Annotated in this window: 14 protein-coding genes and 1 tRNA gene; 2 read left to right on the top strand and 13 right to left on the bottom strand. The window is 38.1% G+C overall.

Translation table 11 applies throughout. The annotated features are described in order from the left end of the window. Positions 1 to 3,126 (top strand): type I restriction endonuclease subunit R, encoded by a 3,126-nt coding sequence (locus tag EO130_RS02545; protein WP_127139950.1) that lies wholly within the window; start codon positions 1 to 3, stop codon positions 3,124 to 3,126. A gap of 37 nt (positions 3,127 to 3,163) precedes the next feature. Continuing rightward, positions 3,164 to 3,847 (top strand): hypothetical protein, encoded by a 684-nt coding sequence (locus EO130_RS02540; protein WP_127139949.1) that lies wholly within the window; start codon positions 3,164 to 3,166, stop codon positions 3,845 to 3,847. A 3-nt stretch (positions 3,848 to 3,850) separates the two neighbouring features. Here the strand turns inward: EO130_RS02540 and EO130_RS02535 are convergent, their stop codons facing one another. The 13 genes from EO130_RS02535 to EO130_RS02475 all read right to left on the bottom strand — a co-directional run bounded on the left by EO130_RS02535 (position 3,851) and on the right by EO130_RS02475 (position 13,134). After that, positions 3,851 to 4,291, bottom strand: coding sequence for a hypothetical protein (locus EO130_RS02535; RefSeq protein WP_127139948.1), 441 nt, complete (start codon positions 4,289 to 4,291; stop codon positions 3,851 to 3,853). A gap of 109 nt (positions 4,292 to 4,400) precedes the next feature. Continuing rightward, complete coding sequence (locus EO130_RS02530) at positions 4,401 to 5,426, bottom strand: DUF3871 family protein (RefSeq protein WP_127139947.1); 1,026 nt, start codon at positions 5,424 to 5,426, stop codon at positions 4,401 to 4,403. Further along, positions 5,404 to 6,273: an AAA family ATPase gene (locus EO130_RS02525; protein ID WP_127139946.1), complete on the bottom strand. Its 870-nt coding sequence runs from the start codon at positions 6,271 to 6,273 to the stop codon at positions 5,404 to 5,406. Before EO130_RS02525 ends, EO130_RS02530 begins: the two co-directional genes overlap by 23 nt. A gap of 93 nt (positions 6,274 to 6,366) precedes the next feature. Beyond that, on the bottom strand, positions 6,367 to 6,645 hold the full coding sequence (locus EO130_RS02520) for a hypothetical protein (protein WP_127139945.1): 279 nt from the start codon (positions 6,643 to 6,645) through the stop codon (positions 6,367 to 6,369). Next, the gene (locus EO130_RS02515; RefSeq protein WP_127139944.1) at positions 6,642 to 7,856 is read right to left on the bottom strand and encodes a tyrosine-type recombinase/integrase; all 1,215 of its coding nucleotides are present in this window, start codon (positions 7,854 to 7,856) and stop codon (positions 6,642 to 6,644) included. The genes EO130_RS02520 and EO130_RS02515 overlap by 4 nt, the downstream gene beginning before the upstream one ends. A 90-nt stretch (positions 7,857 to 7,946) precedes the next feature. Then, a complete protein-coding gene (locus EO130_RS02510; protein ID WP_164732857.1) occupies positions 7,947 to 9,245 on the bottom strand; it encodes a DUF3987 domain-containing protein in 1,299 nt (432 codons plus the stop codon). Then, complete coding sequence (locus EO130_RS02505) at positions 9,235 to 9,825, bottom strand: DUF5131 family protein (protein ID WP_127139942.1); 591 nt, start codon at positions 9,823 to 9,825, stop codon at positions 9,235 to 9,237. The genes EO130_RS02510 and EO130_RS02505 overlap by 11 nt, the downstream gene beginning before the upstream one ends. A 2-nt stretch (positions 9,826 to 9,827) precedes the next feature. Continuing rightward, positions 9,828 to 10,007, bottom strand: coding sequence for a DUF5131 family protein (locus EO130_RS15705; RefSeq protein ID WP_127139941.1), 180 nt, complete (start codon positions 10,005 to 10,007; stop codon positions 9,828 to 9,830). Continuing rightward, entirely contained in the window at positions 10,004 to 10,282 is a 279-nt protein-coding gene (locus EO130_RS02495) for a helix-turn-helix domain-containing protein (RefSeq protein WP_127139940.1), read from the bottom strand. Before EO130_RS02495 ends, EO130_RS15705 begins: the two co-directional genes overlap by 4 nt. Before the next feature lie 120 nt (positions 10,283 to 10,402). Beyond that, entirely contained in the window at positions 10,403 to 11,257 is an 855-nt protein-coding gene (locus EO130_RS02490) for a hypothetical protein (protein WP_127139939.1), read from the bottom strand. An 89-nt stretch (positions 11,258 to 11,346) separates the two neighbouring features. Continuing rightward, positions 11,347 to 11,420 (bottom strand) — tRNA-Arg (locus tag EO130_RS02485). Positions 11,421 to 11,524: 104 nt separating this feature from the next. After that, positions 11,525 to 12,391, bottom strand: coding sequence for a sugar phosphate isomerase/epimerase family protein (locus tag EO130_RS02480; RefSeq protein ID WP_127139938.1), 867 nt, complete (start codon positions 12,389 to 12,391; stop codon positions 11,525 to 11,527). A gap of 143 nt (positions 12,392 to 12,534) precedes the next feature. Beyond that, positions 12,535 to 13,134, bottom strand: a complete 600-nt coding sequence (locus tag EO130_RS02475; RefSeq protein WP_127139937.1) for a YceI family protein — start codon at positions 13,132 to 13,134, stop codon at positions 12,535 to 12,537. Positions 13,135 to 13,175 lie beyond the last annotated feature (41 nt).

Raw genomic sequence — 13,175 nt, 5'->3', positions numbered from 1 at the left:
ATGATATTTACCAATGAAGATGCTTTTGAGGCTGCTCTTGTAGAGGCTCTATCCCACAAAGGATGGGAGAAGGAAGTTATTAAATACCCTACAGAGCAAGACCTTTTGCAAAACTGGGCGAATATATTGTTTGAAAACAACCGTGGTATTGATCGCCTTAATGACCAGCCACTTACGGATGGTGAAATACAGCAAATACTGGAACAAATCAACACGCTACGCACACCACTTAAACTGAACGGATTTATAAATGGCAAAACGGTAGCGATTACGAGGGATAATCCAAAGGATGAACTGCATTTTGGAAAAGAGATTAGTTTAAAGATATACGACCGCCATGAAATAGCAGCAGGGCAAAGTAGGTATCAAATTGCCCAACAACCAAAGTTCAAGAGCAAATCTAAAATATTAGGAGATGGACGTGGCGATTTAATGTTGTTAATCAACGGCATGCCACTAATACATATTGAACTTAAACGCAGTGGTGTATCCGTTAGCCAAGCCTATCATCAAATAGAAAAGTACGCCCGTGCTGGTATCTTCACGGGTTTGTTTTCCCTTGTACAGGTATTTGTGGCCATGGAGCCTGAACAAACCCGATACTTTGCAAACCCTGGTCCAGATGGCAAGTTCAATAAGGACTTTTACTTTCAGTGGGCAGACTTCAATAATGAGCCTATTAACCTCTGGAGCGATATTGCCACTTCCCTCCTCTCTATACCCATGGCACACCAACTCATTGGCTTCTATACTGTACCTGATACCACGGATGGCATACTAAAGGTAATGCGAAGCTACCAGTACTATGCTGCCAATGCCATTAGTGACAAAGTAGCCAAAACTGATTGGAAAAGTAGGCAAGCTCTAGGAGGCTATGTGTGGCATACCACTGGCTCCGGTAAAACCATGACGAGTTTTAAAAGTGCCCAACTTATTGCCAACTCCAAAGATGCAGACAAGGTTGTTTTTCTAATGGATAGAATAGAACTTGGCACTCAATCTTTAAAGGAATACCGTGGCTTCTCAGATGATAACGAAGAAGTACAAGCCACTGAAAACACAGGAGTGTTGGTAACAAAACTTAAAAGCGATGACCCTGCCAATACTTTGATAGTTACCTCTATCCAAAAAATGAGTCTCATCAATAAAGAGGAAGAAGGTCTAAAGGATGCCGATATCAAAATAATGAACAGTAAACGTATTGTTTTTATTGTAGATGAAGCCCATCGGAGCACCTTTGGGGATATGCTCATAACTATCAAGAGTACTTTTCCATGGGCGATTTTTTTCGGTTTTACAGGAACTCCCATACACGATGAAAATAAAAAGAAACTAAATACCACTGCTACTGTTTTTGGGGATGAACTAGGTAGATACAGCATCGCAGATGGTATTCGGGACAAAAATGTTCTTGGTTTTGATCCCTACAAAGTATTGACATATAAAGACAGGGATCTCAGAGAGGCAGTTGCTTTAGAAAAAGCAAAGGCAGATACCGTTCAAGAAGCCTTGGATGATGGGAAAAAGAAACAGATTTTCCTTAAATACATGAACGATGTACCCATGGCTGGGAAAAAAGATCAATCTGGCAGATATATTACAGGAATAGAGGACCATATTTCCTCAGCTCAATACGACCGTGAGCAGCATATTTCAAGTGTTATAGCTGACATTCTCGATAATTGGATGGTACTAAGCCAAGGAGGTAAATTCCATGCCATATTTGCTACGAGTAGTATTCCCATGGCGGTTAGATACTACCGAGCTTTCAAGAAAGCGAATCCTCAACTAAAAATAACTGGGCTATTTGACCCAACCATTGACAACAATGGCAATTCTGAATATAAGGAAGATGCACTAGTTGAAATTATAGAAGACTACAATGCTCAATATGACCAAGACTTTAGGCTGGCCAACTACGCCAAGATGAAAAAAGATATTGCCGCAAGACTAGCTCATAAAACACCCTATTTACGAATAGAGAGGGAACCAGAAAAACAGCTCGATCTACTAATTGTTGTTGACCAAATGTTAACTGGCTTTGACAGTAAGTGGGTGAATACTCTGTATATGGACAAGAAAATGCAGTTTGAAAACATCATACAAGCATTCTCGCGTACCAACCGACTTTTTGGTCCAGACAAACCGCATGGGACTATACGATACTACCGTTATCCACATACCATGGAGCGAAATATAGAAGCTGCCATCGAGCTATATTCTGGAGACAAACCTATCGGACTGTTTGTAGAACATTTGGATTTCAACCTCTCTCGAATGAACCATACTTACGAAGAGATAACCCAACTTTTCACATTGGCCAAAGTTAAAAACTTCGAGAAGTTACCAGAGAATCTAGCAGAGCGTGGAAGGTTTGCAACACTATTCAACCAATTCAATACATTTCTTGAAGCTGCAAGAGTACAAGGTTTTAATTGGGGAAAATTGGTGTACACTTTCGGCATTGGCAAGGATAAAAAAGATGTTTCCTTATTACTGGATGAAAACATTTATTTGACGCTTGTACTTCGTTACAAAGAACTTTTTAGCGACAGTGGTGGTTCAGGTTCTTTAAACATACCTTATGATGTAGAAGGTCATATTACCGAAATAGATACTGGAAAGATAGATGCAGATTACATGAATTCTCGTTTTGAAAAGTATCTCAAAAAACTACATGATGAAAATGTTAGTAAAGAAGACACTCAACTAACTCTGGATGAACTACACAAATCGTTTGCTTCATTAACACAAGAGCAACAAAAGTATGCCAACCTATTTCTACATGATGTACAACGTGGTAGTGCCAAGCTGGAACCCGGAAAAACCTTAAAAGATTACATTACTCTTTACCAGTTCAACGCCAAAAACGACCAGATATACAAGATATCGTCTACATTGGGCCTCGATGAATCACGCCTTAGAGCCATGATGGATGCAGGTCTTACCGCAAAAAATATAAATGAATACGGCAAATTCTCTGAACTAAAAGATACGGTAGACAAGGAAAAAGCAAAAGCTTATTTTGAAAATTTGGAAGGAAAGCCATTGCCCCAATTCAAAGTAAATATTCGAGTGGACAACTTGCTACAGAAGTTTATACTGGAAGGTGGGTTTGAGCTATAGTCACTAGCCCTTTGCAATATTCAAAATGACAACATACATGGAAGAGTCTGAAAAAGAAGAAAAGTTGAAAAAAGTTGCTCTAGAAGTTATAGATTCAATGAGTACAATTTTTGATGACAACAAGAAGGATGACACCTTGGAATCAGAAGATACTAGTGATGGAAAATCAATTACCAAGACCAGTAATAAAGCTTCTTTAAAAGACTATATAGTTGCTTCAATTTTTGTTATCGCCATTGTTGCTTTGTTCACTTGGGGTTTCTCCAATGAGGTAAAATACAACACGGAGCAAAATAACTTTTTTCTCTTGTTCATCGGAGTCTTAATTGCATATTTTGGTTTTGTTGCCATCAAATCACTTGACTTTAAACCCAAATCAAAAAATTCTGTATTTAAAGAAATCTTCTTTTTTGACCTTCCAAAATCAGAGGAAGGTAGGATTGAGACCTATCTGTTTATTTTCATTGGAATTCCAATTGCTCTAGCCCTTTTAGGGTTACTCCTGACCCTTTTGATAATTTTGGTCAATAACTTGTTCTGGGTACTTGCCATCTATCTAATAGCCACGTGCATCCAGTTTTTCAGGTATGCCAAAAATGCATTTTTAAAGATACTAACGGTTGTACTTTTATGTACGGTATTATATGCAGGCTATAACGCCAGACACATATTAAACATAAATTTTAAGGTGGAATTTAATGACAAAGTTATCTTTCCTTGAACATTATAAAGATGTGGCCTTCTTTACGAATTCCATCCTCCTATTAAATGGAGGCATTTCCCCAAACTCTTCATTGTACTGATGCAGTAAATTACTTTCCAATTCTTCAGGGCTTTCAGTTAACGTTATTTCAACTTTTAAATTCTCAATTGGAAATTTATTCAAAATATTTGGTGCGTTCAATCTAACCCCGCCATTATGTCTAGACTCGGTATTATTTAGAGCATTAATGAACTTTCCAACCCTACTGGCAGTAGAAAGTATAACACCTTTGCCTATGTATAAGACCCCATCGTTATCGTCCCCAAGTAATCTGCCAATGGGTTTATCAGCCACCAGTTTATAAACCCCACTTATGGGCAATCCATCTTTTTCGCTATCCTTGCGCCAAACTTCAAAATCTTTATAAAAAGTATTGTGTACGGCAGAAAACTGTATTGTCATGTGATTGAAGTTAAATGGTTATAGAACAACCGAGAAATCAAGATATTATTGCACCTATAAATGTCAAAAAAAAAGATGAAAGGCCACCATGTTTCAGGTGGCCCAATCATCAACTCAAAAACCAAGAGTAGTTTGAATTACCACTTATGGCTTCTTTTAAGCCGAGTGTAAAATTGAATGCATTGGTATTCCTATCAAGAAACGTATCTATGTAAGATGACTTATTTGCTGATGTGAATAGATTAAATACATTCCAAAGGTTGATATTCCCATCCTCTCCCCTACAAAAAGACTCGTCGAGATAATAGTCCTTGGCCATTGAACTTATTTGACCATCATTGAGCAACAAATCTGGAAGTCCTTGTCGAGTACCTTTAGGCAAATAATTATAAAGCCTGCATTTCCCTATCAGTTGGGCAAATTGTGACTCAGAGAGACCATAATTCGGAAACTCCTGCATTGCCAATAAGTGTTGCTCCATTTGATAGGATTGGATAAGTTCCACCATACTGCTCTTTAGTTCAGCATAACTACCTACCCTAACCTCCGATTTAAAACCATCTGTTGATACACAAAGGTTACAGCAAACCATGTTCTGAAACCCTATGAAGAACTTAAACCGTTCCATGCTCTTTTTGGAATATAGGTTCTCATGGTTATAGGCACGCACTCCCCCAACTATCAATGATAACTGATTTCCGTTCACTGTCTCTACAATGGAAGGAATCCGTATGATGAACGCCATTCGTTCAAAATACTGCGTTCTCTCATGGTCAAGCAATTCCTTGGCTGGTTTATGGATGGCATCAGGAGTTCTACCCTTTATCTGATGACTTACCCTGATTTCAGGAGCATGGATACTGTGCTGCGAATACACTGAACAAATACTGTCCTGTGCCGCTTCGATAAACTCTTGGTGAGAGATTGTACGTTCATTGTCCTTAGAAAATACTGGTATGATGCAATCGTTCTTCAATTCCAACATGGAGACTTCCTGTGTATTGGCCTCAATGAATGGCTTCTGCTGATATTGCAGGCTATCGCCCTGTACCTCTACACCTATTAACTCAACTGATTCGTTGGAATTATCGGATGACTCGGTTCGGGTTCGTCTATTGGTTGACACTAGTTCCATTTTGGCTAAAGTTATTTGGGTTGGACAATTGCTCCAGCTCAGACTTCCTTTGACTGAACTGTGCTTGATGAGACTTCTGGTGGTTGGGATGTTTTTTATACAAATCCATTAACTCCGAAACAGAAAGGCACTCCTTGATTCTTGTATTTATACTCTTTGATGGTAAAGGTTCGATACGACACCATTGCAGTAGTTTTTTTCCTGTTGCGGAATTAATCACAAATTCTGGTTTGCCATTGAACAGTCCAGTACGGTCTTTTGATACTTTCGCAAGATGTTGATCATTTACCAATTCAAAATTGACGGTCAACTCGTACTCAAACCCTTCTCGGGTAATTTCCTTGGTACCATGCTTCACTACTTTTGCCCTGCCGTTCCCCGCCATATCCAAGGAATAATCAACCTTCCGCCTAGTTGTTGTTAGAACGTGGCATTTGGAAGAAAGAATCTTATCAATGAAAGCTTGGTGCCTTGGTGTGACCTTGGCCCAATCTTGAAACCTGCCACCCAACTGTTCGTGTATCTGCAAGCATCCTCCTGTTCCGTTCCATTCATGAGTAATGGAATCAATTATTACGACCTCCATTCCAGCTTCCTCACAAACGCCGATAGCTTCTATGTAACGCTCAGGTGAATAAGGATGGTAAAGGTCAAGGACATTGAATGTACCGAGGTGTGAATAAAGCGATACAGACGAGTTTTCGGTATCTATGACACCAATCTTGGTCCAGTCCCCAGTAAGTCCATACGCAAGCTGTAAGGCACTATATGTCTTTCCGAACCCACTTGGCCCGGAAATTCCCAAACGTAGTTTTACGTTCTCTCTTTTACTTTGTTTTAATTGCATAATATTTGATTTACTATTGTTTATTAATTGTTGGTCATAAAAAAAGGCCAACTCATCGCTGAGTTGGCCTTAAACGCTCTCCGTCACTAAAATTTAGAAGAAATTTCTCCTGATATAATTAATACCATGCTCTGAAATTAATGGAGTCAAATGTTTATTCTCAACATTCTTAAAAAATGGGTGGTGCTCCCATTCGGGTGTCGGCACATTAAATCTGTCGAAGATTCCTTTTTCACGCATAATTTTTAATAAAGTGTTCCTTCCAACCCCCTCAACGTTGAGCTTACTTGCAGCTTCAGAGAAATTATAGTACTTCATGTTACCTATCATGTCTTCAGGATTAAGGTTACTGCCAAATATGTTGTTTTTCATAGTTCTAAAAGTTTATCGTTTGCATCATCGATATCGTCATTACTAAAACTCTTCAAATAGTTCATGGTAACTTGCAAATTTGCATGTCCCATTGACTCAGATATCTTGTCTGTAGAAACATTTTTTTCTTTCAGGAATGTTGCATACGAATGTCTTGCAACATAGCTTGTTATTTTTGTATTGATTCCTTGAGTATTTGCTATTTCTTTCAAGTCACGGTTGTACTTCTTTAACGTTTTATCTTTTCTGTGTTCTATCTGCATTGCTGTCATGTTCTCTTTTAGCAATAGAGGAAACACGTAGCCAGTGTTATTAGGGAGGGTTTTATAATAATCTAAAATCTCCTGTACAGGTTGCAGAACTTTAATCACAAAACGCTTACCTGTTTTGGACCTTGTATATACTATCCGATCGTTCCGAATATCGTCCCATCTTAGTTTCAGCATATCCATATAGTTCATACCTCTTGTGTAAAAGCTGAAAAGGAAATAGTTTTTCGCATCAATAAGATGAGGATTCTCGTTGGTATCCAATTCTTTGAAAAGTGAAAGTTCCTTCAAGTTCAATGCACGTTTCTCAGGCTCGCTTTTCAATCTAGATATTTTGTACGCTTTAAATGGGTAGTACTCAATAGAAATCACATCCTTTGCAATTGCACTGTTGAACAGCGCTCTTATCGTTCGCATTTTCAAGGATATACCACCGTTAGCGTTATTCTTTGAGCGTAGATACGTTTCATACTTGTCCAATAAAGCCGGGGTAAGTTCTTTAAAACGAAGTAGAGTGTTCGTCTCAAACTTAAAGAAGGAATTCTTGACATCACGATATGCCCTCGCATTTCCTGCAGAACCAGCTATTTCAAGATCCTTTATTTTCTCAGTCCAGAACGAATGAACTGTAATATCAGAACTATCTTGTTCTGGCCTAAAACGCTGCTCAAAATCGCGAAGAGAAAAGTCCTCTCCTTCAATTTGATACTCCCTGATTATTCTTAACGCTCTCGACTTCATATTCAATAGAACTTCATTCTCCACTTGAAAGTCTGGATGTTGTTTTGTGAACCGCTCGTTAAAAAAATGATGTCTCTCGCATTTTAATCCAAGGCTGATTATCTTCTTCTTTCGATTTTTAATTATTCTTAGGCATACCGCATGCCTTCCATCAGACATAGGTTTCCCGTCAAGTATTATTTTAACTGTAGCCTTAATCATGTTTTAAAAGTTTTTGAATAACTGCCCCACAGAAATATGGGGCAGTTTGAATTGAAACTGCAGAAACTGCAGAAATTACATACTTACATTTCAATTGGTTGTTCGCTTATAAAGCCCATGACTTATTTTCTTCACAACCTTCTTTTTTCTCCATTGAACTAGCTTGTCATCAACCGTTCTTTGGGGGACACCTAACTTTTCGCCATACTCTATGGCTTTCTGTCTAGTAAACTGGATTCCCAGTCCAAATAAGAAGTCGTCATCCGCCTTGGACAATCCCCCTTCATCAATTGTGTTGTGAACAATCAAAGCATGTTGAAGTACCTTAGTGATAATCTTCAATGCACAATCGAAATCTTCTTCAGAGCAAACCCATGAGTCTGAACTGAAATCTTGCTCCCTCAGAGACGTCAAGATCATACATAGACGGAAAAGAATAAGTCCATGTCGATTAAGATTGGGCAAAAAAGAATTGGGATGATTCTCAATAATATCCTTGTGAATAATAGAGAACTTCTCCAACATCCTTTCTTGCTGTTCCCGCGTTAATTCCACCTCAACCGAGTTTTCCAATTCAAATAGCCTTCTATATCTCTCTATCACAAATCTTGATGATTGCTTAAATGCTTCTTTATAACCGCGAGAATTACTATCAAAGACATTTTTAAATCCTTGTAGCTCATCAAATGTGTATAGAAGAAACCTAGAGAACAAGCCATTTCCCTTGGATTGAACAACTGGCTGCAATTGGTCGGGTGTCCCACTCATAACCATCGACAGTCTTGGTTCTTTCACATCTATAAATGTCTGATCCATCTTCCTACTTAATGAAATAGATTCATGATGAAATCCCTTTCTCATAACATCAGAATAGTTGCTCCAGTCATTTTTAAGCATATTGCCCATGGTGTCAGCTTCACTCTCGATAATCAATATGCCATGCTTCGAAGAGCCAAGAAATGAGTATAATTCAGCAGTACTGATGTTGGCAGGAACAATCTTAACTTCCAATGCAGGTACTTCTTGTACCTCTCCCTCCTTACTTCTTCCATTCTTCTTATTTTCCGCTTCTATAGCAGCGATTTGAGCTTTACTATCCATAAGTATCTTCTGATGAATAGGTTCTATCAAATCTCTCGAATAATTCATTACTCCCTTGCCAGAAGCAGGAGGAGCAATGATGAGAACATAAAAGTTTGGATATACGACATCTCCATCGTAATGACCATGAACATTTGGTAAACATGCACTCAATACACCAAGAGATGACAGTAAAACAATGTCTTTCTCCCTGCCAGTAAAAGGCTCCGTTACGGCCTTTAAAACAGGAGGTAAACTGTCGTATACCTCCTGTTGGATTAGTTCATTCTTAATCCCACTATATTCCATAACCACCTCCTTCCAATTTTCTAGGGAATTGTCTAACCTTAAAAACATCGGGGAAATTTCGACACCATTTCTCGCCTTTCCAATCCTTCAAATTCAATTGATTATGATGATACCATGAACCCAACTGCTTAAAAAACAATGCTGTACCCGACTCCCTGATTTGATACATCAATGATAAATACCATTCCAATTCCGTTTTTCTAAATTGATATTTTCCTGTAAGATTCCCTGATTCTCCACCAACAACTGCCCATTGAAATGAATTTAGCTCATCATTTGATAAGTAAATGGGTCCTAATAATGGTTCAAATGAAACCCACCTAAGTTCACATTTAACCTTTGCCAATTCATGAATTCTAAACACTTCATCTTGACTTTCTACAGTAACACCTAACCATACATTTGAATAATTTTCTTTACCCCAATCTTTGGGCAAGCATTGTTGTATACGTTCAGGTCTCTTTGTTAATATCTGAAAATCATGCTGTGGACAGCTTTTAATAATCCTCCAAGCATCATCCCTCCATTCATCAGCTTCTTCTATAAAAAAGTCTGTCATTGAACCTGTGAATATTTTCATAACTATTTTAAGAATAAAGGTTTATTGAATTGAGATACGTTTTTAAAGACATGTGCTGGGCTACTTCCATTTCTTTCCAATGTTCTGTACATATAGCAGAATTTACATGCTGCAGATACCTTCCTACAACCAATCCATGGATTCCACGTATAATCCGTCCATGATATATTTGATTCTCTCATCTTTTGTTTTTCTTTAAATGATTAATTACCTCCGTTTGTAAAACTCTGGCACTACCGGATTCGTTCTGTAGCATCCAATTATCCAAGTCCGACTTCCTGAAGTATATTTTACCGCCATTGGGCTTGGTAAATTCAATTGCTTTTTTTGAAGTCAACTTGTATAAAAAAGATTGCGATACGTCCATGTATTGCAGTGCCTCTCTAAAACTCAAAATCTCCTTTTGGGCCATCAATTGCAACCGGTCGAGACTTGTTTTTGTGTTCGGTTTTTGCATAACATTAAATTTTATGATGTCCTGCTAGCATTCAATTTGGACATCGGATTAATGATGCAAGATTAGATGGAAAAAAATGTAAAAGTGTGAGAGTGTGAGTGAGAGTGTGATAGTGCGAGGTCAATCAATATGAGATAAGAGAATAGAAATTTCATCCGACAAATCCATTGTTTTTGAATTGGGCTTCAATCTATTTTTTGAAGTTGAATAGTTAGTTGCCGATAAGATTTTTCCTGTCTTTGTCAAAAAATTTCTTGATTTTTCAATTGATTCCGAAGTGAAATTTTCATATAAGACCTTAATTCCCTCGAGGAATGTTATTGCCAGGGAGCTGTCACAATTGAACTGTAGTGTATTTGTAGTCTCTTGAGTAAGGACTTCTATAAAATTATTTTCAGTGCAGTCATCAACAAATATTTCATGTTCCATGGCAACACTATAAAGGTCTTTAAAAATCGATATTTTAACTCCTTCCTTCACTTCAAAAAGAGAACTATTGGAAATACTTAATATTGAAGTTTCGTCGTTTTTTGGATCAAATGAATCAATTTCATTCATCAATATTTCCAAATAAGATTGAAGAAAAGGATACCTATCAAAGGGCGCATTATCATACAGCTTCGAATATTCCTTCCTTATTCTGTTCAAATATGTAGCTAATGACTGATTTGAGACATGACAATAATCAATACCATTCTCAATGGTCAGAATAGAATCCCTTATGATTTCAAGTATTTGAGGGCGAATCTTTTTTTCAAAGGTAATAATGAAGTATTCATCCTCACCATTAGAGTACTCATCCTTCAAAATAGAAATTTGATGGTTATGTCTATCTATTTTGTTTATTCGATGACCAAACTGTTCATTTAAATAACCATTATAATAAACCTTAAGCTCTACATCGAGTTGTTGATGCAGAAAAACACTTAATTTCCTAAATGGAAAAAGATAAAGATTATTATCATCCCTATTCATAATTCAAAAAAACGAAAAATGTTGCAGGTATGTTGCAGGCAAATGGAATAAAAAAAGCCCTCACGTCTGTGAAGGCTTAATTTTTCTAGTGATCGCGGAAGGATTCGAACCTTCGACCGTCTGCTTAGAAGGCAGATGCTCTATCCAGCTGAGCTACGCGACCAAACTTTGCGGGTGCAAAGATACTAATGTAAGCCGTTGTAAAAAATATTTTTTTGAATTCTTGCTCTTTTTATGGCAAGTCTGCAAAATGCAACGGAGCATTTTCTATTGAAAACCTATCTGTTTCAATCCTTTATGGCTGATTTTGATGACTTCCAATGGTTCGTTGCCCCAAGTCATATCCTGTTCTACAAAATACATTTTCATGCCCGAAGCTTCCTTCTCCTTCAAAATTCTTCCAAAATCAATGGTTCCCTCCCCTACAGGAGCAAATTTTCCCTCTTCGTCCATGTCCTTAACATGCCAAAGTTTAAACCTACCGGGATATTTCTCAAAATAGGCTATTGGGTCGGCACCGGCCTTGGTCACCCAATACAGATCCATCTGAAAATTGACATATTTTGGATCTGTATTTTCGAGTAAATAAACAATGGGCTTAATCCCATCTTCATTGTTTTTGTATTCGAAATCATGATTGTGATACAACAATTTCAATCCTGCCGCCTCACATTTTTTACCCAGAGTGGTAAGTATGTTGGCAAAATCCTCCATGGTACCTTTCATACCCATGGTTCTGCTTTCACGATCAAAGGTAAACATGCCCATAGGAGGTACCGGAACAGTAAAATAAGTAAAACCTGCTGCTTTGGTATCGGCAATTTGTTGGTCTGCATTTTCCAAGGTCACCCCGCCCATATGGGTGCTAACAGGAGTCAGTCCTATACTTTTTAAATATGACTTGAACTCCACAGGGTCCATTCCATAAAATTTTCCATTATCGTAACCGGCCGCCTCTATATAGGCGTAACCTGCATCGGCCACCTTTTGAAGCGTGCCTTTGGCATCTTTTCCCATGTTGTCCCTTACCGTATAGAGGGCAAGTCCGCCAAATTTATCTTGTGCGTAAAAGGTGGTTGTGAGCAGTGCAAAGGCCAATGCAAATATCCCCTTTGTAAATAGAGTTCGTTTCATTTTGAAGTGTTTGTTTAGCTTTAGTTATGTATGTAGCACACAAGATACTGAATCTTGTTTTGATGAAATGTATGCCCAAATAAAAAATCCGTTAGATAACTATATCAAAACGGATTTGTTCAACTTAAAAGGGGGAATTGTATCTAGATTTCGCTCATTTGGAGGGTCACGTGTACCTTGATTTCGTCGTCCACCTTAACCATACCCAACATTTTTTTGGGAGCTTCCAACTCAAAATCGCTAAGCTTTAGGTCCAATGTGCCCGTAACACAAATATCTTTGTTCTGCTTACAATGCAATTGGGTTTGATAGGTTCGGGATACTCCTGCTATTTTGATTTCCAATCCAACCCCTAGGGTATTTTGATTAGAGGGTGCAGGCTCCACATACAATAGCCTCAGCGCAACCTGAGGATGCTTTTCCGTCTTGAGCAACTCCTTAAAATCCCTATTGATGGCCTTTCCGCCGCAATCAAAACAATCGTTGACCAGCTTTAGTTCAGCGTTTTTGAAAACAATATGCTCGGATTTTTCATCGTACATCAAACGAATGGGCACCTCCAACTCTTGTAGATTGTATTTGCAGGTGAAATTATTGATATTCGTGGTCCCAGCAATCACTACCTCACTTTGTGGTTGTACCCTAACCTTGGTTTCCCGTTCAGGGTCACTAAAAGAGAACCATGATAAGACTAAAAGGGCCAGCACTGTGGTTTTTGTAATATGTGGTATAGAGGTTGTCATGATACCTAAATATAACAATTTTAATATCCAAGACCTAGGAC

Origin of the sequence: Flagellimonas marinaquae (assembly GCF_003992675.1) — a bacterium.
GTDB lineage: Bacteria > Bacteroidota > Bacteroidia > Flavobacteriales > Flavobacteriaceae > Flagellimonas > Flagellimonas marinaquae.
The sequence above is the reverse complement of the archived record's forward strand: the minus strand, read 5'-3'. Positions and strand labels throughout refer to the sequence as shown.

Excerpts from the sequence above, each read along its gene's own strand:
- EO130_RS15705 (WP_127139941.1), bottom strand. The coding sequence starts at position 10,007 with ATGAGAGAATCAAATATATCATGGACGGATTATACGTGGAATCCATGG.
- EO130_RS02515 (WP_127139944.1), bottom strand. The coding sequence starts at position 7,856 with ATGATTAAGGCTACAGTTAAAATAATACTTGACGGGAAACCTATGTCT.
- EO130_RS02475 (WP_127139937.1), bottom strand. The coding sequence starts at position 13,134 with ATGACAACCTCTATACCACATATTACAAAAACCACAGTGCTGGCCCTT.
- EO130_RS02525 (WP_127139946.1), bottom strand. The coding sequence starts at position 6,273 with ATGCAATTAAAACAAAGTAAAAGAGAGAACGTAAAACTACGTTTGGGA.
- EO130_RS02530 (WP_127139947.1), bottom strand. The coding sequence starts at position 5,426 with ATGGAACTAGTGTCAACCAATAGACGAACCCGAACCGAGTCATCCGAT.
- EO130_RS02535 (WP_127139948.1), bottom strand. The coding sequence starts at position 4,291 with ATGACAATACAGTTTTCTGCCGTACACAATACTTTTTATAAAGATTTT.
- EO130_RS02510 (WP_164732857.1), bottom strand. The coding sequence starts at position 9,245 with ATGGAATATAGTGGGATTAAGAATGAACTAATCCAACAGGAGGTATAC.
- EO130_RS02540 (WP_127139949.1), top strand. The coding sequence starts at position 3,164 with ATGGAAGAGTCTGAAAAAGAAGAAAAGTTGAAAAAAGTTGCTCTAGAA.
- EO130_RS02505 (WP_127139942.1), bottom strand. The coding sequence starts at position 9,825 with ATGAAAATATTCACAGGTTCAATGACAGACTTTTTTATAGAAGAAGCT.
- EO130_RS02520 (WP_127139945.1), bottom strand. The coding sequence starts at position 6,645 with ATGAAAAACAACATATTTGGCAGTAACCTTAATCCTGAAGACATGATA.
- EO130_RS02480 (WP_127139938.1), bottom strand. The coding sequence starts at position 12,391 with ATGAAACGAACTCTATTTACAAAGGGGATATTTGCATTGGCCTTTGCA.
- EO130_RS02545 (WP_127139950.1), top strand. The coding sequence starts at position 1 with ATGATATTTACCAATGAAGATGCTTTTGAGGCTGCTCTTGTAGAGGCT.
- EO130_RS02495 (WP_127139940.1), bottom strand. The coding sequence starts at position 10,282 with ATGCAAAAACCGAACACAAAAACAAGTCTCGACCGGTTGCAATTGATG.
- EO130_RS02490 (WP_127139939.1), bottom strand. The coding sequence starts at position 11,257 with ATGAATAGGGATGATAATAATCTTTATCTTTTTCCATTTAGGAAATTA.